19 protein-coding genes are annotated in these 21,611 nt (G+C 67.2%); 9 read left to right on the top strand and 10 right to left on the bottom strand.

The window, feature by feature from the left end:
- Window positions 1–18 precede the first annotated feature (18 nt).
- Window positions 19–360: an Mpo1-like protein gene (locus ACTJLF_RS18180; RefSeq protein WP_019655752.1), complete on the top strand. Its 342-nt coding sequence runs from the start codon at window positions 19–21 to the stop codon at window positions 358–360.
- A 99-nt stretch (window positions 361–459) separates the two neighbouring features.
- Here ACTJLF_RS18180 and ACTJLF_RS18175 read toward each other — a convergent pair whose 3' ends face one another.
- A complete protein-coding gene (locus ACTJLF_RS18175; RefSeq protein WP_440883637.1) occupies window positions 460–1,671 on the bottom strand; it encodes a YihY family inner membrane protein in 1,212 nt (403 codons plus the stop codon).
- Window positions 1,672–1,780: 109 nt separating this feature from the next.
- Here ACTJLF_RS18175 and ACTJLF_RS18170 point away from each other — a divergent pair, with 109 nt between their 5' ends.
- From ACTJLF_RS18170 to ACTJLF_RS18155, 4 genes are all read left to right on the top strand, one after another.
- Window positions 1,781–2,191 carry a DUF2069 domain-containing protein gene (locus tag ACTJLF_RS18170; protein ID WP_019655750.1) on the top strand — a complete coding sequence of 137 codons (411 nt, stop codon included), beginning with the start codon at window positions 1,781–1,783 and terminating at the stop codon, window positions 2,189–2,191.
- Window positions 2,188–3,633 (top strand): FAD-binding oxidoreductase, encoded by a 1,446-nt coding sequence (locus ACTJLF_RS18165; RefSeq protein WP_126185069.1) that lies wholly within the window; start codon window positions 2,188–2,190, stop codon window positions 3,631–3,633. The genes ACTJLF_RS18170 and ACTJLF_RS18165 overlap by 4 nt, the downstream gene beginning before the upstream one ends.
- Window positions 3,634–3,904: 271 nt before the next feature.
- Entirely contained in the window at window positions 3,905–4,525 is a 621-nt protein-coding gene (locus ACTJLF_RS18160; protein ID WP_145758966.1) for an RNA polymerase sigma factor, read from the top strand.
- Complete coding sequence (locus tag ACTJLF_RS18155) at window positions 4,522–5,586, top strand: FecR family protein (protein ID WP_440883636.1); 1,065 nt, start codon at window positions 4,522–4,524, stop codon at window positions 5,584–5,586. Before ACTJLF_RS18160 ends, ACTJLF_RS18155 begins: the two co-directional genes overlap by 4 nt.
- A 31-nt stretch (window positions 5,587–5,617) precedes the next feature.
- On the opposite strand, the gene ACTJLF_RS18150 is transcribed toward ACTJLF_RS18155, so the two are convergent.
- The 8 genes from ACTJLF_RS18150 to ACTJLF_RS18115 all read right to left on the bottom strand — a co-directional run bounded on the left by ACTJLF_RS18150 (window position 5,618) and on the right by ACTJLF_RS18115 (window position 14,427).
- Window positions 5,618–5,845 (bottom strand): hypothetical protein, encoded by a 228-nt coding sequence (locus ACTJLF_RS18150; RefSeq protein ID WP_132756398.1) that lies wholly within the window; start codon window positions 5,843–5,845, stop codon window positions 5,618–5,620.
- The gene (locus tag ACTJLF_RS18145; protein WP_132756396.1) at window positions 5,842–6,081 is read right to left on the bottom strand and encodes a hypothetical protein; all 240 of its coding nucleotides are present in this window, start codon (window positions 6,079–6,081) and stop codon (window positions 5,842–5,844) included. The genes ACTJLF_RS18150 and ACTJLF_RS18145 overlap by 4 nt, the downstream gene beginning before the upstream one ends.
- A 118-nt stretch (window positions 6,082–6,199) precedes the next feature.
- On the bottom strand, window positions 6,200–7,507 hold the full coding sequence (locus ACTJLF_RS18140; RefSeq protein ID WP_019655744.1) for a PepSY domain-containing protein: 1,308 nt from the start codon (window positions 7,505–7,507) through the stop codon (window positions 6,200–6,202).
- Complete coding sequence (locus ACTJLF_RS18135) at window positions 7,507–8,949, bottom strand: efflux transporter outer membrane subunit (protein WP_440883635.1); 1,443 nt, start codon at window positions 8,947–8,949, stop codon at window positions 7,507–7,509. Before ACTJLF_RS18135 ends, ACTJLF_RS18140 begins: the two co-directional genes overlap by 1 nt.
- A 2-nt stretch (window positions 8,950–8,951) precedes the next feature.
- Complete coding sequence (locus ACTJLF_RS18130; RefSeq protein ID WP_440883634.1) at window positions 8,952–10,949, bottom strand: ABC transporter permease; 1,998 nt, start codon at window positions 10,947–10,949, stop codon at window positions 8,952–8,954.
- Window positions 10,946–12,133, bottom strand: a complete 1,188-nt coding sequence (locus ACTJLF_RS18125) for an efflux RND transporter periplasmic adaptor subunit (protein WP_440883633.1) — start codon at window positions 12,131–12,133, stop codon at window positions 10,946–10,948. The genes ACTJLF_RS18130 and ACTJLF_RS18125 overlap by 4 nt, the downstream gene beginning before the upstream one ends.
- A 12-nt stretch (window positions 12,134–12,145) precedes the next feature.
- On the bottom strand, window positions 12,146–12,748 hold the full coding sequence (locus ACTJLF_RS18120; RefSeq protein WP_020723173.1) for a Fur family transcriptional regulator: 603 nt from the start codon (window positions 12,746–12,748) through the stop codon (window positions 12,146–12,148).
- Window positions 12,745–14,427, bottom strand: coding sequence for a cyclic peptide export ABC transporter (locus tag ACTJLF_RS18115; RefSeq protein WP_440883632.1), 1,683 nt, complete (start codon window positions 14,425–14,427; stop codon window positions 12,745–12,747). Before ACTJLF_RS18115 ends, ACTJLF_RS18120 begins: the two co-directional genes overlap by 4 nt.
- A 246-nt stretch (window positions 14,428–14,673) precedes the next feature.
- Between ACTJLF_RS18115 and fhuF the strand changes: the two genes are divergently transcribed.
- The 4 genes from fhuF (at window position 14,674) to ACTJLF_RS18095 (ending at window position 20,426) form a co-directional block, all read left to right on the top strand.
- On the top strand, window positions 14,674–15,450 hold the full coding sequence (gene fhuF, locus ACTJLF_RS18110; RefSeq protein ID WP_440883631.1) for a siderophore-iron reductase FhuF: 777 nt from the start codon (window positions 14,674–14,676) through the stop codon (window positions 15,448–15,450).
- Between the two features lie 104 nt (window positions 15,451–15,554).
- Window positions 15,555–16,400: a N(5)-hydroxyornithine transformylase PvdF gene (locus ACTJLF_RS18105; protein ID WP_019655737.1), complete on the top strand. Its 846-nt coding sequence runs from the start codon at window positions 15,555–15,557 to the stop codon at window positions 16,398–16,400.
- A gap of 96 nt (window positions 16,401–16,496) precedes the next feature.
- Entirely contained in the window at window positions 16,497–17,816 is a 1,320-nt protein-coding gene (locus tag ACTJLF_RS18100) for a lysine N(6)-hydroxylase/L-ornithine N(5)-oxygenase family protein (RefSeq protein WP_440883630.1), read from the top strand.
- A gap of 258 nt (window positions 17,817–18,074) precedes the next feature.
- Window positions 18,075–20,426 (top strand): TonB-dependent siderophore receptor, encoded by a 2,352-nt coding sequence (locus ACTJLF_RS18095; protein ID WP_440883629.1) that lies wholly within the window; start codon window positions 18,075–18,077, stop codon window positions 20,424–20,426.
- Window positions 20,427–20,598: 172 nt separating this feature from the next.
- Here the strand turns inward: ACTJLF_RS18095 and ACTJLF_RS18090 are convergent.
- Window positions 20,599–21,611, bottom strand: a 1,013-nt coding sequence (locus tag ACTJLF_RS18090; protein ID WP_440883628.1) for a thioesterase domain-containing protein, incomplete at its 5' end; no start/stop codon positions are given.

Here is a 21,611-nt window from a genome sequence, read left to right as displayed (position 1 = left end):
GTACAGGAGACTCGCACGATGAACACCACGACCGCCCCCGCATCTGCCGTCGATCCGCGCCAGTTCAAGAGCTTCGCGGAGTTCTATCCCTTCTACCTGACCGAGCACGCCAACCTCACCTGCCGGCGGCTGCACTTCGCCGGCTCGACCATCTCGCTGCTGTGCCTGGTGGCGCTGGTAGCCACGCTCAATCCGTGGTGGCTGCTGGCAGGCCTCTTGGCTGGATACGGCTTCGCCTGGGTCGGGCACTTCGGCTTCGAGAAGAACAAGCCGGCATCGTTCAAGCGGCCGCTCTATTCATTCATGGGCGACTGGGCGATGTACCGGGACATCTGGCTGGGGCGCGTAAGAATCAACTAACCCCCAGGCTTGCCCACTTCTTGTGGTCTCCACCCCCTGCAGGGGGCAACACCGGCGGCCCGGCGGAGCCGGTTCCGCGGTGTTCCTGGAACAATCCCATCAAATCAACAGCACATCGCCCAACCTCAGGGAGCGCAACGGCCCCTTCTGCCAGAGGTCTTCGAGCGGCTCGGCCTGCGGCATCAGCAGTTCCTTCAGCAGCGGCTCGATGGGCGTCGAGGGGTCGGCGAGCAGCACGTAGCGCGGGTCCTCGTTGGCGGGCTCTTCCGCCAGCGGCGCGATCCAGTCGAGCGCCACCAGCGTCTCGACCACCGGCGCGAGCTGCAGCGCATCGACGCGCATGCGCGTCACCAGCTCGGTCGCGCCCATGCCCTTGGCCGGCGTGGCCTGCGCACGGGCCAGGTGCTGCAGCGTCTCCATGGCCAACTGCATGGGCCAGCCGGCAGTGCCGCCGCGCCGCGCGACGCCCGTCAGCAGGCTGGGCAGGTAGGCCGCGATGACCGCGCCGAGCAGCACGATCACCCAGGCCACGTAGATCCACACCAGAAGAATAGGCACCGTGGCGAAGGCGCCGTACAGCACCGAGTAGGTCGGCACGAGGCTCAGGTAGTAGCCCAGCACGCGCTTGGCGATCTCTATGGCCGCCGCCACGAAGATGCCTCCGGCCCATGCATGCGACCAGCGCACGTTGGTGTTGGGCACGTAGTGGTAGAGCGAGGCCATGCCGACCGCGAGCAGCAAGAACTCGAAGGTGTCGAAGAACAGCTTCACCATGCCGCGTCCCACCACGTCGCTGGTGGCCGCGACCACGTACGAAGTGGTGGAAAGGCTCACCGCGAGGATGATCGGCCCCAGCGTGATGGCCGCCCAGTAGATCAGCACCCGCTGCGCGAACGGCCGCGGCGAGCGCACGCGCCAGATGTTGTTGAGCGTCTTGTCGATGGTGAGGATCAGCGCGATGGCGGTGATCAGCAGCACGATCAGGCCCGCGATGCCGAGCCCGCTGGCCTTGCTCGCGAACTGGTTCAGGTAGCCCAGCACCTGCCGCGCGATGTTGTCCGGGATAAGGCTCTCGATGAGCCAGCGCTGCAGGCGGCCCTGCATCTTCGCGAACATCGGGAACACTGTGAAGAGAGCCAGCGCCACCGTGAAGAAGGGCACCATCGCGATGGTGGTGGTGAAGGTCAGGCTGCTGGCCGTGAGGCCGAGCCGGTCCTCGCGGAAGCGCTCGCCGAGCACCGCTGCGGTGTTGCGCCACGGAAAGCGCGAAAGATCCCTCCAGAGCTGCCGTCGATTCATGGCCGGTATCATAGGAGTTGAACTCTCCCCCAGCCTCCGCGCACTTCGTGTCGCTGCGCCAACCCCCTCGCCGGGGGCGATACCAGCGGCCCGGCAAAGCCGGTTCCGCGGTCTCCCGTTCATGAATGCCAATTCGCCGCTAGCACCATCCTCCGTTCGTGCCACCCGCTGGGCCGCCGTGGGCAGCCTGCTCGGCCTGATCGTGCTGGGCCTGGCCTGGGAACTGTGGCTGGCGCCCCTGCGACCCGGCGGCTCGCTGATGGCGCTGAAGGTACTGCCGCTGGTCATTCCGCTCGCGGGGCTGTGGAAGAACCGCATGTACACCTACCGCTGGGTCAGCCTGATGATCTGGCTCTATTTCACCGAGGGCGTGGTGCGCGCCTGGAGCGACACCAGCGGCGTGAGCCAGGTGCTCGCGCTCGTCGAGGTGCTGCTGTGCCTCGTGCTCTTCGCCGCCTGCGCCTGGCATGTGCGGCTTCGCCTGCGCCACGCCAAGAACGCTGCCCGCCAATTGGAGGCTTCCGCCCAATGACCACTGCCACCACTACCGCTTCTTCCACAGCCCTGATCGAACGACTGCGCGCCATCGTCGGCGCCTCGCACGTGCTCAACGAGGGCGACCTCACCGCCTACGAGCAGGACTGGCGCAAGCGCTCGCGCGGCAAGTCGCTGGCCGTGGTGCGTCCGGCCAACACGCAGCAGGTGGCCGACGTGGTCAAGGCCTGCGCCGCGGCCGGCACGGCCGTCATTCCACAAGGCGGCAACACCGGCCTCGCGGTCGGCTCCATTCCGGACGACAGCGGCACGCAGGTGGTGCTGAGCCTGCAGCGCATGAACGCGATCCGCACCATCGACGCCGCCAACCTCACGATGACGGTGGAGGCCGGCTGCATCCTGCAGACGCTGCAGGAAACCGCCGAGAAAGCCGGCTACCTGTTCCCGCTGAGCCTCGCGGCCGAGGGCAGCTGCACCATCGGCGGCAACCTCGCGACCAACGCGGGCGGCACGCAGGTCGTGCGCTACGGCAACACGCGCGAGCTGTGCCTGGGCCTCGAGGTGGTCACGCCGCAGGGCGAGATCTGGGAAGGTACCAGCGGCCTGCGCAAGGACAACACCGGCTACGACCTGCGCGACCTGTTCGTCGGCAGCGAGGGCACGCTGGGCATCATCACCGCGGCGACCATGAAGCTCTACCCGCTGCCCGCCGCGCAGCTCACCGCCTGGGCCGCGGTGCCGTCACTCGACCACGCGGTGACCCTGCTGGGCCTCGCCCACAAGCACCTGGGCCCCGGCCTCACCGGGTTCGAGGTGATGGGCAAGTTCGCGCTGAGCCTGGTCGACAAGCACATGCCCCAGCTGCGCGTGCCCTTCATCGGCGACGATGCAGTGCCCTACTGCGTGCTGCTGGAGAACTCCGACAGCGAATCCGAGGACCACGCCCGCGCGCGCTTCGAGGCGCTGCTCGAAACCGCCTTCGAGGACGGCTGCGTGACCGACGCGGTGGTGGCCGAGAACCTCACGCAGGCACACCAGCTGTGGCACATCCGCGAGAGCATTCCACTCGCACAGGCCGAGGAAGGCCTGAACATCAAGCACGACATCTCGATTCCCGTCTCGCGCATCCCTGCCTTCGTTCAGGAGACCGACGCGCTGCTGGCGCGCGAGATCGCCGGCGTGCGGCTGGTCAACTTCGGCCACCTGGGCGACGGCAACCTGCACTACAACGTGCAGGCGCCGGAGAACGTCGATACCAAGGCCTTCCTGAAGAACGAGGAAGAGCGCATCAACACGCTGGTGTACGACGCGGTCGAGAAGTTCGGCGGCTCGTTCTCGGCCGAGCACGGCGTGGGCTCGCTCAAGGTCGACAAGCTCGAGAAGCACAAGTCGCCGGTGGCGCTGGAGATGATGCGGGCGATCAAGCGGGGGCTTGATCCGAAGAACATCCTGAACCCCGGGCGGGTGATCCGGGTTTAGGCAGACCTGCGGCCCGCGTCCGCCCAGGCCGCTATTTCCCGACGCGAAGCAGCCGGGCGCTCCGTGACGCGCCGCAGTCATGTCTGGAGCTAACAATTCGGTGATACACTCCAATAAGAATAGTTCTTATTCACCAACCCCGGGGTCTTCGAAGCCAAGCGCCTGCACGGCCTGCACGCCTCTTCCCATGCGGAAGTCGGGGCAGTCTTGTCGACGCGTTCAGGCACGCAGCCCCGGGACCCATCGTCGATGCTTGCGAGAAGGCGGCCGGATGCGCGACCTCGTCCAGGAACTTGTAGCTCACTATGCGGACTTGCGCCGGCAGCTGACTCGCGACCTGAGAGATCCGCACTACGCGGCCGACATCGCGCAATCGAGCTTCGAGCGGGTCTACACGGCAGCCCTCAAGGCGCGCGGCGGCAATCGCGGCGATGCCCCGTCCGACCTGCTGGACCCCAATGCCAACGCCATCGAATCGCCTCGGGCCCTGCTGTTTCGCGTGGCGCGCAACCTGTGCGTCGACGACGCTCGCCGGCGCAAGGTCGCCCAGGAGTGGGCCGGCACGCATGCAGGCATCGGCACGCAGCAGACGGCACAGTCCAGCGAATACGTCGTGGCCCAGCAACGGGTTCTGGCGCGGGTGGTCGAAACCATGGAACAACTGCCGCCGCGGCGGCGCGAAGTCTTCCTGCTGTTTCGCGCCTACGGCCACACGCGCAGCGAAATAGCGCAGCGGCTGAACATCACCGAGATGGCCGTGGCCAAGCATCTGCTGCGCGCCACCATCGACTGCTCGCGCGTATTCGCCGAACTGCGCTCGGAGCTGATCGAACCCCAGGTCGTGCTGAGCCGGCCGGGCTTCGACGCGGCATTGGCAGAAGACTTCTCGTGAACGGCGGCAGCATGGCGGTCGGCGCTCCTCCGCGCGAACGGCTGATCGAGCGCGCGCTCGCGCTGATCGTCGAAGGCGAGATCGCCACCGGCGAAGCCGCGGGCCGCGCCCGCGCGTTGCTCGACCAGTGGCGCAGCAAATCGGCGGAGCACGCGGCAGCCGTGCAGGAGGCGCACGAGCGCTGGGATGCGCTCGGCGGCATGGCAAGCGACCTGCGCGCGCACTTCGACGAACCCGAAGCCGCTCTGATGGCCAATGCGGCAGCTGCCGCCACGACGTCGACGCACCGCCAGCAGCGCCGCAAGATGCTGCTTTCGGTCGCGGCCTTCCTGGGTACCGGCCTGGTCGCGGGCCGAGGCGTGCAGTGGTACTGGCAGCAACCAGTGTTTCGCGCAGCCTACGAAACCCGGACCGCGCAGATGCTCAAGGTGACGCTGACCGACGGCCGCGGCGATGCGTCCGGCAGCCAGCTCGACCTGGCGCCGCAGAGCGCGATCGATGTGACGCTCTATCGACAGCGCCGCACCGTCGACATGGCGCACGGCGAAGTGCGCTTCGAAGTGGCGCGCGACACGACCCGCCCCTTTCACGTCCGCACGCGCGATGCCAGCATCGAAGTGGTCGGTACCGCATTCACTGTGCGCGACCGCGGCGGCCCGCTCACAGTGGGCGTGGAGAATGGCCATGTGCGCGTGCGCGTGTCGCCGCGGGACGGCGCCACCGGCGCGGAAGCGGAAGTAATCGATCTGCGCATGGGCGATTTGCTGGAAATCCAGGACGGCCACGCAGCCGCCGTGCGGCAGACGGACACGGCCGCCCTGTCCGCCTGGCGCAGCGGCTGGCTGGTCTTCGAGAATACGCCGCTCGGCGACGCGCTGGCCGCAGTCAACAGCTATCGCGCACGCCCTATCGTCAGCACGAACTCTCGCATCGACGCGATGCGACTGTCGGGCCGCTTCCGCACCAACGATTCCGATGGCCTCGTTGCCGTGCTGCCGACGATCCTGCCCCTCGCCACCGAACCACGGCCGGATGGCAGCGTGGCCCTGCGAGTGCGCTGAGCCGGTCGGTCCTTCGCCGCCTGCCCGACTCTCAGGCGCCGGGCACGTTCCCGACAGGGTGGCCGGACTGCGCCAAGCCCCACTCCGCCAGCGCGATGTCGAGCGCACGCAGATGACGCGGGTCCTTTCCCAACCACTGGGCCAGTTGCTCGGCGTTCTGCAAGCTCGGTGACGCATGCACGCAGGCAAAGAGCGACGCCGCGGTGCGAATGCACTCCTCGGGCACGAGCGTGCGCGTGACCGGCTCGTCGCGCTTCATTCGAGCCCGCCCGTGGGCGGATGAAAATTCCTGCGGCGACTGACGACCAGCGCGGCACCCGCGAGCGCCCAGAGGCGCAGGGCGCGATCGAATGCGCGCGGATGCGCCTGGTCCTCCCGCAACCAGAGCGTCAGCTTCAACGCGCCCGTGCGGCATGGGTTCTCCCTGAGGTCCATGTAGAGACGCCATGCGGTTTCCTCGGCGTACTGCGCCTTCGGATCGTTTTGCGGGACCACTGCTACTCCAGGCGCTGTGTTGTTGATTCGGAACGACGACCGTCGAGGCCGATGCAGGGCCGGGAATGCCGGCGCGCAAAGGCGTCTCTTGAAAATGACGTTTCGAAAACCGGAATGTTCAGCCGGGCGTTCCCGCACCCGTCGTGGGCTGCAGCACGGGAGGCCCTGTGACCTGCTGTTGCTGTTGCTGCTCCCGGGATTTCAGGTACGCCTTGCGCTTGCGCAGCCAGATCACGACGCCGGTCACGCTCAGCATCGCTACCACCAGGCCCATCACGGAAATCAGGATGCGCCCCGGCAGCCCGAGGATGCGGCCCGAGTGCACCGGGAACTGTGCCTGCACGAAGATATCGGCGGCCGTGCCCTTCCACGGCTCGCGGATGCCGACGAAGCGCCCGTCGACGCCATCGATATACAGGATCCGATGTCCGACGCCGCCTGACCCATGCTCGTCTTCCGGCGCATAGAACTGCGCGCCGTAGATGCCGAAAAGCTCGGCATAGAAGAGCTCCCCCACGGGTTCCTGCCAGCCGAGACGCTGCGCCTCCTGCGTTACCTTGCCGAGCACATCTGCATAGCCGAGCCGGGGGATCACCGGTTTTTCCTCGGGGGCGGGCTGGCGTTGCTCGAAAGGCATGGGCGTCACGTCGGACACCAGCGACATTGCAGGGAAGAACACCTCCCGGTACAGATTCAGCGAGAAGGCGGTGAACGCCACGATGAACAACAGCGCCCAGGTCCACAGGCTACCGGCGCGATGCAGGTCGAAATTCAGCTTGTATGAACCGCCGCGCCAGCGGACCTTCCACGCCGGCTTCCAGCGTTGCCACCAGGCCTTGGCTCCGTCGGCTGCGCGCGCCTCGCCCGCCGCGGGCTTCTTCGGCCGGCGCATCGGCAGCGTCAGGTAGAAGCCGGTGAAGCAGTCGATGGTCCAGACGAGCGCGATCACGCCCATCAGCCATACGCCCCAGCGATCGATGCCCCAGAACTTCGGCAGGTGCAGGCTGTAGTGCAATACGTAGAGAAACGAGACGAAGTTCTCCTTGCTGATCGGCCAGACCGCACCCCATTCGCGCCGCCCGAGTTCTTCGCCGGAAGCCGGATCGATGAAGACCTGGTTGAAGCCGGGCTTGAACAACTGGCCGGTGGCGGGATCGACGCGCGCCTGCACGCTGAAGGCCAGCGAATGCCCCGGCTCGGCGGCCATCGGCAGCGCCGATACCTGCACCTGCGGATGCCGCGCCTCGATCTGCCTGGCCAGCTCCAGCGACGACAAGGCCGAACCGGTCGTGCGGGCATCTGTGAGATGCGGATTGAGCCATTCGTCGATTTCGTGGTCCCACGAAATCACGGCGCCAGTCAGGCCGGCGACGAACAGAAATGCGGCCATCAGGAGGCCGGCCCAGCGATGCAGGGCCACGAGCATCAAGCGCATTCGGTATGTCCCTCATCGGCGGCGGGCGCGACACCCGTGCACCGGGGCTCCTGCCATCCACCGCCCATTGCACGGTAGAGCGAGACCCGTGCCTGCAGACGCGCCATACGCAGCTGCACCGAAAGATCCTGCGCGGCGTAGAGAGTGCGCTGCGCATCGAGCAATGCGAGCAGGGTCTCGGCGCCAGCGCGATAGCGGGCTTCGGACAATTCTGCCGCACGGCGCGCCTCGGCAAGCTCGGCTGCCTGTGCAGCGGCCTGCGCATCGATCGCCGACACACCATTCAGCGCCGTCTCAGCATCCGCGAACGCACCGACGATAGCGGCCCGGTAGTCGGCCAGCAGTTCTTCGCGCTTCGCCTCGGCCAGTTGCCGATTGCCGGCCAGGCGCCCTCCGTCGAAGACCGGCGCCGCCAGACCGGCAGCCAGGCCGTAGAGCGGATTGTCGAAGAGCCTGCCGAAACGGCTTTCCCCGGTGCCCACCGTCGCACTCAGGGAAACGGTCGGCAGCAGCGCGGCGCGTGCCGCCAGCACGTTGGCGTCGGCGGCGGCCAACCGGGCTTCCGCGCGCGCGATGTCCGGGCGGCGCACCAGCAGGGCAGAGGGCGCGTCCACGCCGATGACGGGAACCTGAAGCGCGTCGAGCCGCGGCCCTTGCAGTTCGAACGCCTTTGCCGTGGTGCCCAGCAACAGTGCGAGCGCAGTCTCCGCATCGCTGGCCTGCTGACGCAACGCTGCGTGTGCGCGCTGCTGTGCAGCCACCAGTCCACGCTGCTGCGCGAGATCCAGCGGCGACACGGCGCCGGCGCGGCTACGCGCCTCCACCAGTGCCAGCACGCGACGCGCATTGTCGAGATTGCGCGTGGCAATCTCGGCGCGCTCACGCAAGGCCAGCGCAAGCAGCCAGCTGCCGGCGACGTCTGCCGTCACCGTGAGCCGCACCGTTTCGCGGTCGAAGGTGCTGGCGCGCGAGCCTTGCAGCGCCTCGTCGCGCAACGCGGCGCTTCGGCCCCACAGGTCGAGTTCATAGGTGGCGGCAAAACCCGCGGCATAAGTGCTGCCGGCGACCGTGGCGTCACCGCCTAGGCGCCCCTCGCGGCCGATGCCGAGGCTGGCCGTGACCTGGGGCTGCAGTGCCGCGCCGGCGATGCGCGCCCGCGCATCGGCCTGCCGCACCCGCGAGACAGCAGCGGCCAGATCGTTGCTTTGCGATCGGGCGCGCGCAATCACCGCGTCGAGTTCCGTGCTGCCGAAGCTGCGCCACCATTGCGCATCGATCGGACCCGTGGTGTCGTCGACCTGCGCGTGACGCCACACGGAGGGAAGCTCCACCGCGCGCTCGGCACGGTCGCCGTGCAGCGCACAGCCGGACGTCAACGCCGCGCACAGCAAGGCCATCCAACAGGCAACGTAAACCGGGCGCGTCCTGGGCATGGTCACTCTCCCGCCAGTGCCACCACAGGGTCAAGCCGCGCGGCATTGCGCGCCGGCATGAATCCGAAGATCAGGCCCGTCAGCACTGCGCAGCCGAAGGCCCCCACGCTCGCCGCCAGCGAGAACAGCACCGGCACGCCGGCCAGCATCAGCCCCACGACGATGCCCAGCCCCGCGACGACGCCCACGGTGCCACCCACCGAAGTCACCAGCACCGCCTCGGTCATGAACTGCCGAAGGATGTCGCGCTGGCGCGCGCCCGTCGCCATGCGGATGCCGATCTCGCGCGTGCGCTCGCGCACCGTCATGAGCATCACGTTCATCACGCCGATGCCGCCGACGATCAGCGACACGATGGCGATCAGCCCCAGCATCAGCGTCATCGCGCGCGCCGTCTCGGTCTGCACGCGCAGCGCCTCGACGCGGTTCCAGATGCGCACTTCGCGGCCGGCCTGCTGGCGCGCCAGCTGCGCCTCGATGGCCTCCGCCGTCTCCTGCGCCCGCTCGATGTCGCGCACCTGCACGGCGATCCACGTCGGATGCGGGTGACCGTAGATCCGCGTCGTTGCCGCGGACAGCGGCACCACCACGCGGTCGTCCTGGTCCTCGCCGTCGTTGGCGCCCTTGGCGGCAAGCACGCCGACGATCTGGAACGGCACCTTGTCCACCAGGATGTCCTGGCCGACGGGGCTTTGACCGTCCGCGAAAAGCAGCTTGCGCACCGTCTGGCCGATCACGGCGACCTTGGCGACGCGCAGTTCGTCGTCCGCATCGAACATCACGCCTTCGGCCACGCCCCATCCGAGCACCGGAGCGAAGTCGATCGTGGCGCCGCCGCCTTCGGTCAGGTGGTCGATGTTGCCGCGCCGCACCACCACCTTGTCCTCGATGTAGGGCGCCACGCCCTCGACGTTGGGCAGCATGCGGAGGGCTTCCGCATCGGCCAGCGTCAGCGGCGCGCCGGGATTGCGGGTGCTCGCGACCTGGGCCGAGACGAACATGGTCCGCGTGCCGAAGGTCTCGAACTGCGCCATCACCTTCTTCTGCGAGCCGCCCCCGACCGCGAGCATCACGATGACCGATGCCACGCCGATGACGATGCCCAGTAGCGTGAGCCCGGTGCGAAAGCGGTTGCTCCACATCACGCGCCACGCCGTGCGCGTGGCCTCGCGCATGTCGGCCGCCATGGAGGCTCCGCCGCGCGATGCCTGCAGGTCGGGCATCTCGATGTCGACCGCAACGGTCGGCTGCTCCATGCCGCCCGAGTCCTCGACGATGCGCCCGTCGCGGATCTCGATGATGCGCCGCGCCTGCGCCGCCACCGAGCGGTCGTGGGTGATGAGGATCACGGTGTGGCCTGCATCCGCCAGCTCGTGCAGCAACGCCATCACTTCGGCGCCGCTCTTGCTGTCCAGGGCGCCGGTGGGCTCGTCCGCAAGGATGATCCGCCCACCGTTCATCAGCGCACGCGCGATGGCCACGCGCTGCTGCTGGCCGCCCGAGAGCTGGTGCGGGCGGTGGTGCAGCCGCGCGCCCATGCCCAGCCGTTCGAGCAGGGCAACGGCACGCGCATGCCGCTCGGCTTCCGGCATTCCGGCATAGAGCGCGGGAATCTCCGTGTTCTCCAGCACCGATTCGCTGGGCACCAGGTGGTAGCCCTGGAACACGAAACCGAAGGCCTCGCGGCGGAGCCACGCGAGCGCATCGCCGTCGAAGGTGGACACGTCGCGCCCGTCGAAGAGGTAGCGTCCCGCGCTGGCCCGGTCGAGGCAGCCGAGGATGTGCATGAGCGTGGACTTGCCGGACCCCGAGGCACCGACGATGGCGACGAACTCGCCCGCGTGCAGCTGCAGGGAGATGCCGTGCAGCACCGTCACGGCGGGGCTGCCGCCTTCCGCGCCGCCCTCCCCTTCGCGGCCACCGTACGACTTGCGGATGTCCTGCAACTCGATCAGGGGCCTGGGGGTCTCCCCGCGCGCGGGCTTCCGAGGCGGTGTCATTCCTTCGCCGCCTTGCCCACGACGATGCGCTCGCCGGCCTGCGCCCCTTCGAGCACCTGCGCCGCCAGGCGGTTGCGCACACCGATGCGCAACTCGCGCCGCTCCACCTTGCCGTCGGCGCGCAACACACGGGCGGTGAAGCGGTCGGCGCTGCCGGCCACGGGCACGAGTGCAGCCAGCGGCACAGTGAGCACGTCCTTCTCGGCGTACTCGACGAACGATACTTTCGCGGTCATCTGCGGCATGAGCTCGCCGTCGGCGTTGTCGACATCGAAGAGCGCGGTATAGACCACCACCTTGCTGGACGCGGCCGACTGGCGCGCTCCGCTGTCGCTGTTGCCCGACTTGTTCTCCGGCAGCGGCGGCGCGGGCAGCAGCTGGCGCACCTTGCCTTGCCACTGGCGCCGGCTTTCGCCGAGTGTGGTGAAGTAGACCGGCATGCCCGCCTTGATGCGGCGCACGTCCGCCTCCGACACCTCGGACCACACGGTCATCGACGACAGGTCGGCGATGCGCAGCACATTCGGCGTCTGGTAGGTGGCATTCAGCGTCTGGCCTTCGCGCGCCTCGACGGACACGATGGTGCCGGCCATCGGCGCGTAGATACGGGTGTAGCCGAGCCTGGCCTCGTCGGCCTTCAGCGTGGCCTGGGTCTGCGCGATCTGGGCTTCGAGATTGCGCACTCGCGCGGCGGCGGAAGCCAGCGTGGCCTCCGCACTCTGCACGTCTTCTTCGCGCGTCGCACCGTCGGCAGCCATCTGGCGCTGCCGCGCCTGTTGCTGCTGCGCGAGGCGGTGCTGCGCCTGCTGGTCCGCCAGCTGTGCCCGCTGGCCCGCGAGCGACGCCCGGCCCGCATCGACCGTGGCCTGCTGCACGCTCGGATCGATCTCGACCAGCAACTGCCCCTTGGCGACGATGTCGCCGGGCTGCGCCCGCAGCTTGAGGATCTGGCCCGAGACCTGCGCGCCCACGTCCACATAGTGCCGCGGCTGCAGCACGCCAAGCGCGGTTACGCTCGATTCGATGGTCGTCCGCGCCACTGCCACCGACTCGACCTCGGCAGCGGAGCCGCGCCCCCAGAGCATGCCGGCGCCCGCCACGGCCGCCAGCGAAACGAGCGACAGAGCCACCGCGTAGCGGCGACCGGCGCGCTTCGGGGCACCGCTACTGACACCACTGTTCATCCCGCCACCCCGCTAGGCCGAAAGACGCTGCGTGCGCGGCCGGGAATGAAAACCGGCCAGCGGCAGCATTCCGGCGCCATGGCCGCCGGGCTCTCCGAACTGCGACTCATACGAACCCTGTGGCGTCGCACCCTGGCTCCGGCACGTCGAGCAGGGGCCGTGGATCTGCACGTCGAACGCACCGGCCGACGGCAACCCCCGGCTCAGCGCCACGCGCATGAGCACCTCGCGCAGATCGCGGTCATGAACCTCGGCGACGGCTCCGCAGCCGCCGCAGCGCATGCGCACGCCGCAGGGCTCGGCGTCCGGCATCTTGTAGCGGAACACCGCCAGAGCACCGCCGCGGCTTCGCACCCATTCGCGCATGATCAGGCCGCTCTGCTCGAACTCCTTGAGGATGCGGTAGACCGTCGTCAAGCTCACCGAGGTGCCGCGCAGCAGCATGCGGCGGAAGACTTCTTCGCCTCGCTGCCACTCCTCACCGGCATCCGCGAGGGTCTGGAGCACGCAGACGCGCACCGCGGACGGTCGCAGGTTGGCCGCCCGCAGTTGCGCCAGGAAGGCAGGACGCGGCGGCTGCGGCAGGGCTTTATGTGCTTGCGGTTGGTCGTTCACGCGGCGAGGCTTTCGAGTCGGGGCCGGGCGCGGTCTTCCGCGATGCGCCCCGCGCGCATGGTGATCACGCGGTCGGCCAGGTGGAAGTAGCGGTCGTCGTGCGAGATCACGACCAGCAGGTGCCCCTTGGCACGCAGCTCGGGCAGCAGCTCGGTGTAGAACAGATGACGGAAGGTCGGATCCTGGTCGGCCGCCCATTCGTCGAACACCAGCACTGGCCGCCCTTCGAGATACGCATGCACCAACGCCAGGCGCTTGCGCTGGCCGGTGGAAAGATCGGTGGTGGTGAACAAGCCATCCTTCACGGAGACCTTGTGCGCGATCTCCAGGCGTTCGAGGTACGGCAACGCAGCCTCGGGCAGGCCGGCAGAGGACGCGCAGCCGGAGCCGTCCGCCACCAGATCCTCGAAGAGGTAGAAGTCGGAGAACACGGTGGTGAAGAGCTGCCTGTAGTCGTCCCGGGCCTCGGGCGTGACGACCTTGCCGTCGACGAATATCTCCCCGCCTTGCGGCGCATAGAGGCCCAGCAGCAGCTTGATCATGGTGGTCTTGCCGGAACCGTTGTCACCGACCACGAAGACCAGCTCGCCCTTGTTCAACCGCAGGTCGACGGGGCCCAGCACGAACGCGTCGCTGCCCTCCGCGGCGTCGAAGGCATAGCGCACTCCGCGCAGTTCGATGGCGCTGCCCAGGCGCACTTCGCTAGGCGCGCGGTCCAGGTGCAGATGCGGCTCGGGGCTTGCGAAGCGCGTCGACAGGTCGGCAATGCGCTGGAACGCCACCTTGGCACGGCCCACGCCCGGCAGCGCGCCTGCGATCTGGTCCATCGGCCCCTTGAGGAACAGCAGCACGAGAACGAAACCGCTCAGCACCACGGGATCGGTGTTGCGGAAGGCCGCCCAGCCCAGGATCAGAGCGATCAGCAGGAAGAACAGCGCCGAACCGAAGGCCGTGGCGATCACGTAGGTGTTGATCGCCCGGCTGTTGACGGTGCGGATGCTGTCGACGATGCGTTCGATCTGCCCGCCGAACACCAGCGCGCGGCGCGAGCGATGCATGCGCAACTCCTTCGCACCCTCGCTGATGCCGCGGTAGGCCTTGTGCAGCTGCTCTTCGTAGTCGCGCGCCTTCCAGAAGCCGGCCACGCCGCGGGTTTGTGCCACCACCTGTATGGAGATGCCGATGACCAGTGCCACCATCAGCACGCAGAACAACGGAAACGACAGCACCGCCAGATAGGTCAGGCATCCCAGGGCAATGGCCAGCGAGATCAGCGTCGCGGAGAAAGCGAAGGCCACGTCGCTGATCATGTCCACGTCCTGCGACAGCACGGGCATCAGCCGGTGCGTGCGATAGCGCTCCAGCGCATCGATCGGCGCCGACAGGATCTTCTGGGCCAGGCTCTTGCGGATCTGCGAGACGAGTCGCTGCCCGACGAGATTGGTCGAGACGTCCGAGACCACGCGACCGATCAACGACACCGCGCACAGCGCAACGAAAGTCAGCAGCAGGCCGCCGGCGAGGCCGCCGGACGTGTTCAGCACCTTGTTGATCGTGGCCAGCAGCAGTACGGTGGCCACGCCGGCGGCGATGCCGGTGAACGACGACAAGGCCATCCATGGGAGAAAGGGCTTCAGCAGGCGCCTGATTTCGGCGGCATCGCCATTCGAAGATGTCATGCGAAAGTCTTTCCGCCCCTGGGGCGACAACGACCCGGCAGCGTGGACCTCCAGCGACCGGACGGGTAACGAATGGAAGACGACCGGGCGGATGGCCAGGGTCGCCGGCAGCTCGGAGCCGCTCCCCATTCAACGGGCGACGCTCCGAAATGTTCATGCGGCCTCAGCGTGAACACCGGAGCCCTCCGTCCGTCCTATCTGCATGCACGCCGAATTCCATTTGCCTTCCGAGTCCCGGACCGGGCCATGATTGCGCTGCTGGAACCCCTGTTCCAGGGAGAGCACGCGAGGCATGGCGAGGCCCTCCAGTGCGCGCCGCAGCCGCCCGCCAATGCCATCGGGGTGGCCGATCTGCTGCACGACCCCGCCCTGCTGAACGACTTGCTATATCGCCAGGCCCGACATCTCGGCGCCGATGTCCGCGATCTGCGGGCGGTAGCCTCCGCATGGAGCCTGGAGTACCTGGGCATGTGGCTGCCGCCAATGGTGGCTGCAGCCAGCGTGCTGCAGCATGCCTTTCCGGCGGCGCCGGAACAGGTCTGGGTGAGCTTCGACGAAGCCGGCGATCCGCTCGGCTTCCACATCCGCGACCTGGGCTGGCCGATGACAGGCGCCAGCACTGCGCAGCGCTATGCGCCGATGTTCTGGCAGCACCTGGAGCCGCTCTTCGCAGCCATCAGCCGCCTGACGAAGCTCGCGCCAAAGATTCTCTGGAGCAACACGGCGCGGCACATCGAAACCATCCTGAACGAAGCACTGGCCATGACCGGCTGCGCGGCGCCGATCACGCAGGACCGGGACCGGCTGCTGCGCGACGCGACCTGGCCGCAGGCGCGCGTCCATCCCCTGTACGCGCCCCGGCGGGAGGTGCGCAGGATCGAGGCCGGCCGCTGCGAAACCCTGACGCTGTACCGGCACTGCTGCCTGAACCACCTGCTGCCCGGCGAGACGCACTGCGGCCCATGCCCGCTCGCACCTGCGTACCGCAGGGACCGGGCCGAAGCGGAAGAACGGAACGCCTGAGCGGCGCATGGGCCCTCGCAGATGAACAGATTCACGGCTGCCTCGTCTTTCTCAGGCGGCGGCACATCAGCCACCACTTCAGACCAGACCAACATCGAACGCCCATGTCCAAAGCCAAACTCGTCTACATCCTGTCCCTGAGAAATGCCGCGGCCGACCAGGCCGGCCAGTTCATCGACTACAAGGGCGAGCGGCGCTACATGAAGTCACCGCTCGAATACCTCGCCGAGGCGCTGGACGGCACGTCGCTGGGCGACGCGTATTCGCTCGAGGGGATCATCTACGACGACGACCAGAGTTCGCCGCGCGACCGCAAGTCGCTGCAGGACTACGGCTTCGCCTGCGAGCCAGGCAAGAAATGGATCTTCCCCGCTGACCTGCGCACGCAAGGCAAGCGGCTGAACGACATGCTGCACCCCATCGCGTCGACCTACCGGCAACTGCCCCTCGACGCCCCCGACCGCGCCAAGGGAAAGAGCGACTTCGAGCGCCGCCTGTACGACAAGCTGGTGGAACTCGAGGCCGACGTCGTTGTGCTCGACGGGCTGCTGGTGATCCTCGACGAACTGGTGCGCCCGGGCGCGCCGTTTCACCGGCGGATCGCGAATATCCATCCCGGCATCACGCGCATCGAGTCGCCCTATGAGCGCCGCGGCGCCCACGCAACGCTGGACGCGCTGTACGGCGCGCAGGGCAAGCGGGTGGTCGACTGGAACACCCTCGAGAAAGTCGATGTCGCCCCGGTCACCATGACCGGCGCGTCGTTCCACTACGTCGACAACGGCATCGACTCCGGCGAGGTCATCTTCGACGTGCTCGACACGAAGATCGAGCCCGGAGAAACGATCCTGGAACTGCGCTGGAACAACTTCAACAACAGCCTGTTTCCCGCGCTGCACCAGGGCCTGGCCCTGCTGGCCGAGACCACCATGGCCCCGGTTGCCGCGTGAACACCCGAGCGCACCCGGCGCCATGTCCAGCAACTTCCTGGGCGATTGCCTCACTCGCGCATGCGAGCCCTCTTCATACACAGGAGTCGATCTTCAATGCAACACGTCCATGATCTGATCGGGATCGGGTTCGGCCCGTCCAACATCGCGCTGGCCATCGCGCTCGAGGAAAAGCGCCATGCGGGCCGCCCGTTCGACGCCCTGTTCATCGAGAAGCAGCTGAGCTTCGCCTGGCACCCGCACATGCTGCTGGACCATGCGCACATGCAGATCTCGTTCCTGAAGGACCTGGCGACGCTGCGCAACCCGACCAGCCGCTTCACCTTCATCAACTACCTGCACGAAAAAGGCCGCCTGACGGACTTCGTCAACCTCAAGAGCTTCTTTCCGAGTCGCCACGAGTTCAACGACTACCTGTCCTGGGCCGCGGAGCAGTTCGACGACGCCTGCGCCTACGGTGAAGAGGTGTTCGAGGTGCTTCCCGAGGAAAAAGGCGGCGAAGTAGCCCTGCTGCGCGTGCGCTCGCGCAACCACTCGGGCAAGCTCGTCGAGCGGCTGACGCGCAACCTGGTGGTCGGCATCGGCGGCATGGCCAACATTCCCGACAGCTTTCGCACCCTGCGGAACGACCCGCGCGTGTTTCATTCCAGCACCTACCTGCAGGACATCGCACAGATCGGCAACCCGCGGCGGGTGGCCGTGGTGGGCGCGGGGCAAAGTGCAGCCGAGATCTTCATGGACCTGCAGGGCCGCCCCGGCACGCCGCAGGTCGACCTCATCACGCGTGCCCGCTCGATCCGCCCGGCGGACGACAGCCCCTTCGTGAACGAGATATTCAACGCCGAGTTCACCGACTACACCTTCAGCCGCTCGGAGGCCGAGCGCGCGGCACTGCTTGACGAGTTCTGGCATACCAACTACGCCGTGGCCGACCTCGAGCTGATCCAGCAGATCTTCAAGTCCTTCTACCAACAGCGGGTGATCGGCGGAAACCGGCTGCGCCTCCTGCGCCGGCACGACATCCGCGGAGTGACTGCCGATGGCCACGGCGTGCACCTCACGCTGTGGGACCAGAACGCGATGCGCGAAAGCACCGTCAGGTACGACGCAGTCGTGCTCGCCACGGGTTATGCAAGGGAGCATCACAAGACGCTGCTGTCGCCGCTGGACCCGTACCTGGGGGACTACTCGGTCGACCGGCATTACCGGCTGCAGGGCACGCCTGACTTCCGCCCGGCCATCTACCTGCAGGGCGCCTGCGAGGATTCGCACGGCCTCAGCGACACCCTGCTGTCGGTCACGTCGGTGCGTACCGGAGAGATCGGCAGCGCCCTGCTCGCGACGCCGGCCGGTCCTGCCGTCCAGGTGCACCAGGAGCACCAGGAGCACCAGGAGCACGAAGCGATCGGAACCTGAGTTTTTTCGGGCATCGGACCCCGGGGCGAAAAAAGTTGCGACGGTGTGTCTCTGTTTTATGAGTTCGAACGTCTTACTCATAGAAGCGCCAGAGACCGGAAATCGGGCCGGCATCCGCGCCCGAAGGTAAATACGTCTTACTTTTAATTGAAACCCTGGAGTCCCTGACTTATGCGTCCCTTGCCTCGTCAACATCTACTGAATGCCGCTCTTGCTGCTGCCTTCGGAACTGCCCTCGGGTTGCTGAGCCCCGTTGCCATGGCTCAGACGCCAGGTCAGGCGGCCGTGCAGGTGTTCGAGGTCAAGGTGCCGGCACAGCCTGTGGCAACGGCACTGAACGAGCTCTCGCGGCAGACCGGCGTTCAGGTCTTTGCCGCAGGCGACGTGGTGGCCGGCGTCGGCTCCCAACCGGTGTCGGGCAGGCTGACCGTGGCGCAGGCCCTGGAGACAATGCTCGCAGGCACCGCCCTGCGCGCCACCCGGACTGAAAACGGCGGCTACGCCGTCCGTCGCGCCGCGGACGTGCCGGCCTCCTCCTCCTCGACGCTCCCCACCGTCACCGTTCTCGCTGAAGGCGAGGCCGAAACGGCTTCGGGCCCGCTCAAGGGCTATGTCGCCAAGCGCAATGCCGTCGGTACGAAGACCGACACGCCGATCATCGAAACCCCTCAATCGATCTCGGTCGTCACGTCCGATTTCATCGAGGCGACCGGCGCACTGCGCCTGAAGGATGCGCTGGCCTACACGCCCGGCATCAACGTGTCGCCGTGGGGCGCGGATTCGCGCTTCGACTGGACCATCATCCGCGGCTTCGACGCGCAGACGCCCGGCTACTACCTGGATGGCCTGCAGCTGCGCAACAACAACGGCTGGGCCGTCTGGCAGACCGAGAACTACGGCACCGAGCGCATCGAGGTCCTGCGCGGCCCGTCGTCGGTGCTGTACGGGCAGACCGGCCCCGGCGGCATGATCAACGTGGTCAGCAAGCGTCCGACCGAGGAGCCGCTGCGCGAACTGCAGGTGCAGCTCGGAGACAACTCCCGCCGCCAGGTCGCGGGCGACTTCTCGGGCCCGCTCGACGAGCAGGGCAAGGTGCTGTACCGCATCACTGGACTGGTGCGCGACGCCAAGCTGGATGCCAGCGGACTGCCGAACGACCGCACGTACATCGCGCCGTCGCTCACCTGGAAACCGTCGAGCGACACCTCGCTCACCCTGCTGTCGCACTACCTGCGCATCCGTGACGGCAGCTCCTACGGCAGCTTCCCGGAAGTCGGCACGCTGCTGCCCAACCCGAACGGCAAGTTCTCGCCGAAGACCTACGTGGGCGAGCCCGGCTTCGACCACTTCAACCAGGACCAGTGGATGGTGGGCTACCTGCTCGACCACCGCGTGAACGACACCTGGACGCTGCGCCAGAACGTGCGCTACGGCTCCATCAAGGTCGATTACCGGCAGGTCTACAACGCGAGCAACTTCGTGACCGTCAACCCCGACGTGCCTTCGGACCCGGCCAACTTCCGCACGCTGAGCCGCTTCCCCTTCGGCAGCAAGGAGAGCGCGCGACTCTTCACGATAGACAACCAGGCGCAGGCCAAGTTCAAGCTCGGCGACTGGCAGCACACCTTCCTGTTCGGCGTCGACTATCAACGTTCGCGCAACTACCAGCGCACCTACAACGCCGGCACGGTATCGAACATCGACGGCTACAACCCGGTGTACACGAACGACGTCGTCCCCCTGGACCCGTGGTTCGACGCCAAGACCAGCCTTGAGCAGACCGGCTTCTACCTGCAGGACCAGATCAAGTGGGGCAACTGGGTCGCCACGCTGGGTGGCCGCTATGACACCGCGACTGCCCGCCTGAACAACTACCTCGACGGATCGACGACGCGCATCACGGACCACAAGTTCACGAGCCGCGCGGGCCTGGTCTACCTGCATCCGAGCGGCTGGGCGCCGTACATCAGCTATTCCGAGTCGTTCTCGCCGACGGTGACGATCGACCCCGAGACGAGCAAGCCGCTGAAGCCAGAGACCGGACGCCAGTACGAAGCCGGCGTGCGCTACCAGCCCCTGGACGGCAAGAGCAAGTACAGCGCCGCGATCTTCGACCTGCGCCGCCAGAACTACATCACCTACAACTCGACCTACCAGCCGAAGCAGACCGGCGAGATCCTGGTGCGCGGCGTCGAGTTGGAAGCAGCCTTCCAGCCGGTCAAGAACATGAACGTGATCGCGGCCTACACCTACACGCCGAAGGCGGTGGTCACGGCCAGCAGCACGGCGAGCGAAATCGGCAAGCAGATGCAGGCCGTGTCGCGCAACCAGCTGTCGGTGTGGACGGACTACCGTTTCGATTCCGGCATCAAGGTGGGCCTTGGCGCGCGCTTCATGGGCTCCAACCACGGCTACCAGGAGTCCGCGGCAGCCAAGGTGCCGTCGTACACGCTGATCGACGCACTCGTCGGCTACGACTTCCAGCGCTGGAGCCTGGCGCTGAACGTGCGCAACCTGACCAACAAGACCTACATCAGCAACTGCAGTTCGGGCAGCTGCCGCTACGGCGAGCTGCGCAAGGTCGTCGCTACGGCAACCTACCGTTTCTGACGGGGACGCGCCGCCCGGGAGCGCGTCAGCTCCCGGCGACCCTTCTCATCCTGTCTTCTCAAGACAAAAAAACGGCCTTCATTTCTGAAGGCCGTTTTTCTTTCACTTTCCTCTTCTTAATTTCTGTTTGTCTGCTCGCGTGCGTGCGGGCCGTGACCCGCACGCGATCGCGCTACGCCAGCACCTCCGTGCGTGCCAGGTGCTGCCTCAGGCTGGCGAGCATCTGCGGGTGTCGGATGATGCTCAGGTGATCGGCGTCGGGCACGATCTCGGACGACAGCACCGGGGCGCTGTCCGACCAGTTCCTCAGCACGCCGCGTTCCTGCAGCGACGCATCCGCGAGAAAGACGTGCATGGGCACGTCGATGCGGTCGTAGGCGCATTGCTCTGCCCGCAGGCGCTTGTCGAGCCGGATCCACATTTCGCATTCCAGCGATTCTTCGCCCGGCCCGTCGAGGGGGAACTCGCGGCCGGCAAACAGCATTTCCTCGAGCACGTATGCGCGCTCGGAGCCCCCCATCCGCGCCAGCAGTTCATGCCAGCGGTCGGCCATCTGCGAACGTGCCAGCCAGGCGGCCAGTGCCTCCTCGGCCTGCCGGCGCTGCACGTCCGTGAGGGTGCGCGTGGCCCGCAGGGCGGTGTTCTCGAAGACGTCGACCATGCCCACGAATTCGATCTCGACGCGACCCTGCAACTGGCGCACCACCTCGAACGCAAGATCGCCACCCGACGACCAGCCGAGCAGCGCGCAGCGCCCCTGCAAGGCAGTCGCCGCAATGAAGTCCGCGTACTCCGCGGCAATGGCCTGGACATCGAAGCCGCGCCAACGCTTTCGCGTGAAGACATGGCAAGCGAAACCGTAGACCGGCCGGTCGTCCTGCAGTGCCTGCGCCAGCGGCAGGAACTCGCGCGAGTTGACCATCAGGCCCGGCAGGCAATAGAGCGGCGTTCCGCTGCCGGTTGCGTTGAAGCAGACGGCGTTGTGCTCCTGCTCGAACTTCTGGCGCAGGCGAGCCGCGAGATCCCTCAACGAGCCGCTTTGCATTACGTCGATCAGGGACAGCCAGCTTCCGCCAGGAACGCTCTCGCGGATGCGAGCGATGAGCTTGAGGCTGATGATGGAGTCGCCGCCGAGCTCGAAGAAGTTGTCGTTGCGGCCCACACGGGTCACTCCGAGGACTTCGG

The organism is Variovorax sp. 22077 (assembly GCF_052044195.1).
In the GTDB taxonomy this organism is placed as follows: domain Bacteria; phylum Pseudomonadota; class Gammaproteobacteria; order Burkholderiales; family Burkholderiaceae_C; genus Variovorax; species Variovorax atrisoli.
This window is presented reverse-complemented; position numbering and strand designations above follow the sequence as displayed.

What these genes read in the sequence shown, in the direction of transcription:
- ACTJLF_RS18095 (WP_440883629.1), top strand. Translation starts at nt 18,075, where the DNA reads ATGGCTCAGACGCCAGGTCAGGCGGCCGTGCAGGTGTTCGAGGTCAAG.
- ACTJLF_RS18105 (WP_019655737.1), top strand. Translation starts at nt 15,555, where the DNA reads ATGTCCAAAGCCAAACTCGTCTACATCCTGTCCCTGAGAAATGCCGCG.
- ACTJLF_RS18115 (WP_440883632.1), bottom strand. Translation starts at nt 14,427, where the DNA reads ATGACATCTTCGAATGGCGATGCCGCCGAAATCAGGCGCCTGCTGAAG.
- ACTJLF_RS18180 (WP_019655752.1), top strand. Translation starts at nt 19, where the DNA reads ATGAACACCACGACCGCCCCCGCATCTGCCGTCGATCCGCGCCAGTTC.
- ACTJLF_RS18135 (WP_440883635.1), bottom strand. Translation starts at nt 8,949, where the DNA reads ATGCCCAGGACGCGCCCGGTTTACGTTGCCTGTTGGATGGCCTTGCTG.
- ACTJLF_RS18150 (WP_132756398.1), bottom strand. Translation starts at nt 5,845, where the DNA reads ATGAAGCGCGACGAGCCGGTCACGCGCACGCTCGTGCCCGAGGAGTGC.
- ACTJLF_RS18170 (WP_019655750.1), top strand. Translation starts at nt 1,781, where the DNA reads ATGAATGCCAATTCGCCGCTAGCACCATCCTCCGTTCGTGCCACCCGC.
- ACTJLF_RS18130 (WP_440883634.1), bottom strand. Translation starts at nt 10,949, where the DNA reads ATGACACCGCCTCGGAAGCCCGCGCGCGGGGAGACCCCCAGGCCCCTG.
- ACTJLF_RS18100 (WP_440883630.1), top strand. Translation starts at nt 16,497, where the DNA reads ATGCAACACGTCCATGATCTGATCGGGATCGGGTTCGGCCCGTCCAAC.
- fhuF (WP_440883631.1), top strand. Translation starts at nt 14,674, where the DNA reads ATGATTGCGCTGCTGGAACCCCTGTTCCAGGGAGAGCACGCGAGGCAT.
- ACTJLF_RS18175 (WP_440883637.1), bottom strand. Translation starts at nt 1,671, where the DNA reads ATGATACCGGCCATGAATCGACGGCAGCTCTGGAGGGATCTTTCGCGC.
- ACTJLF_RS18165 (WP_126185069.1), top strand. Translation starts at nt 2,188, where the DNA reads ATGACCACTGCCACCACTACCGCTTCTTCCACAGCCCTGATCGAACGA.
- ACTJLF_RS18160 (WP_145758966.1), top strand. Translation starts at nt 3,905, where the DNA reads ATGCGCGACCTCGTCCAGGAACTTGTAGCTCACTATGCGGACTTGCGC.
- ACTJLF_RS18140 (WP_019655744.1), bottom strand. Translation starts at nt 7,507, where the DNA reads ATGCTCGTGGCCCTGCATCGCTGGGCCGGCCTCCTGATGGCCGCATTT.
- ACTJLF_RS18125 (WP_440883633.1), bottom strand. Translation starts at nt 12,133, where the DNA reads ATGAACAGTGGTGTCAGTAGCGGTGCCCCGAAGCGCGCCGGTCGCCGC.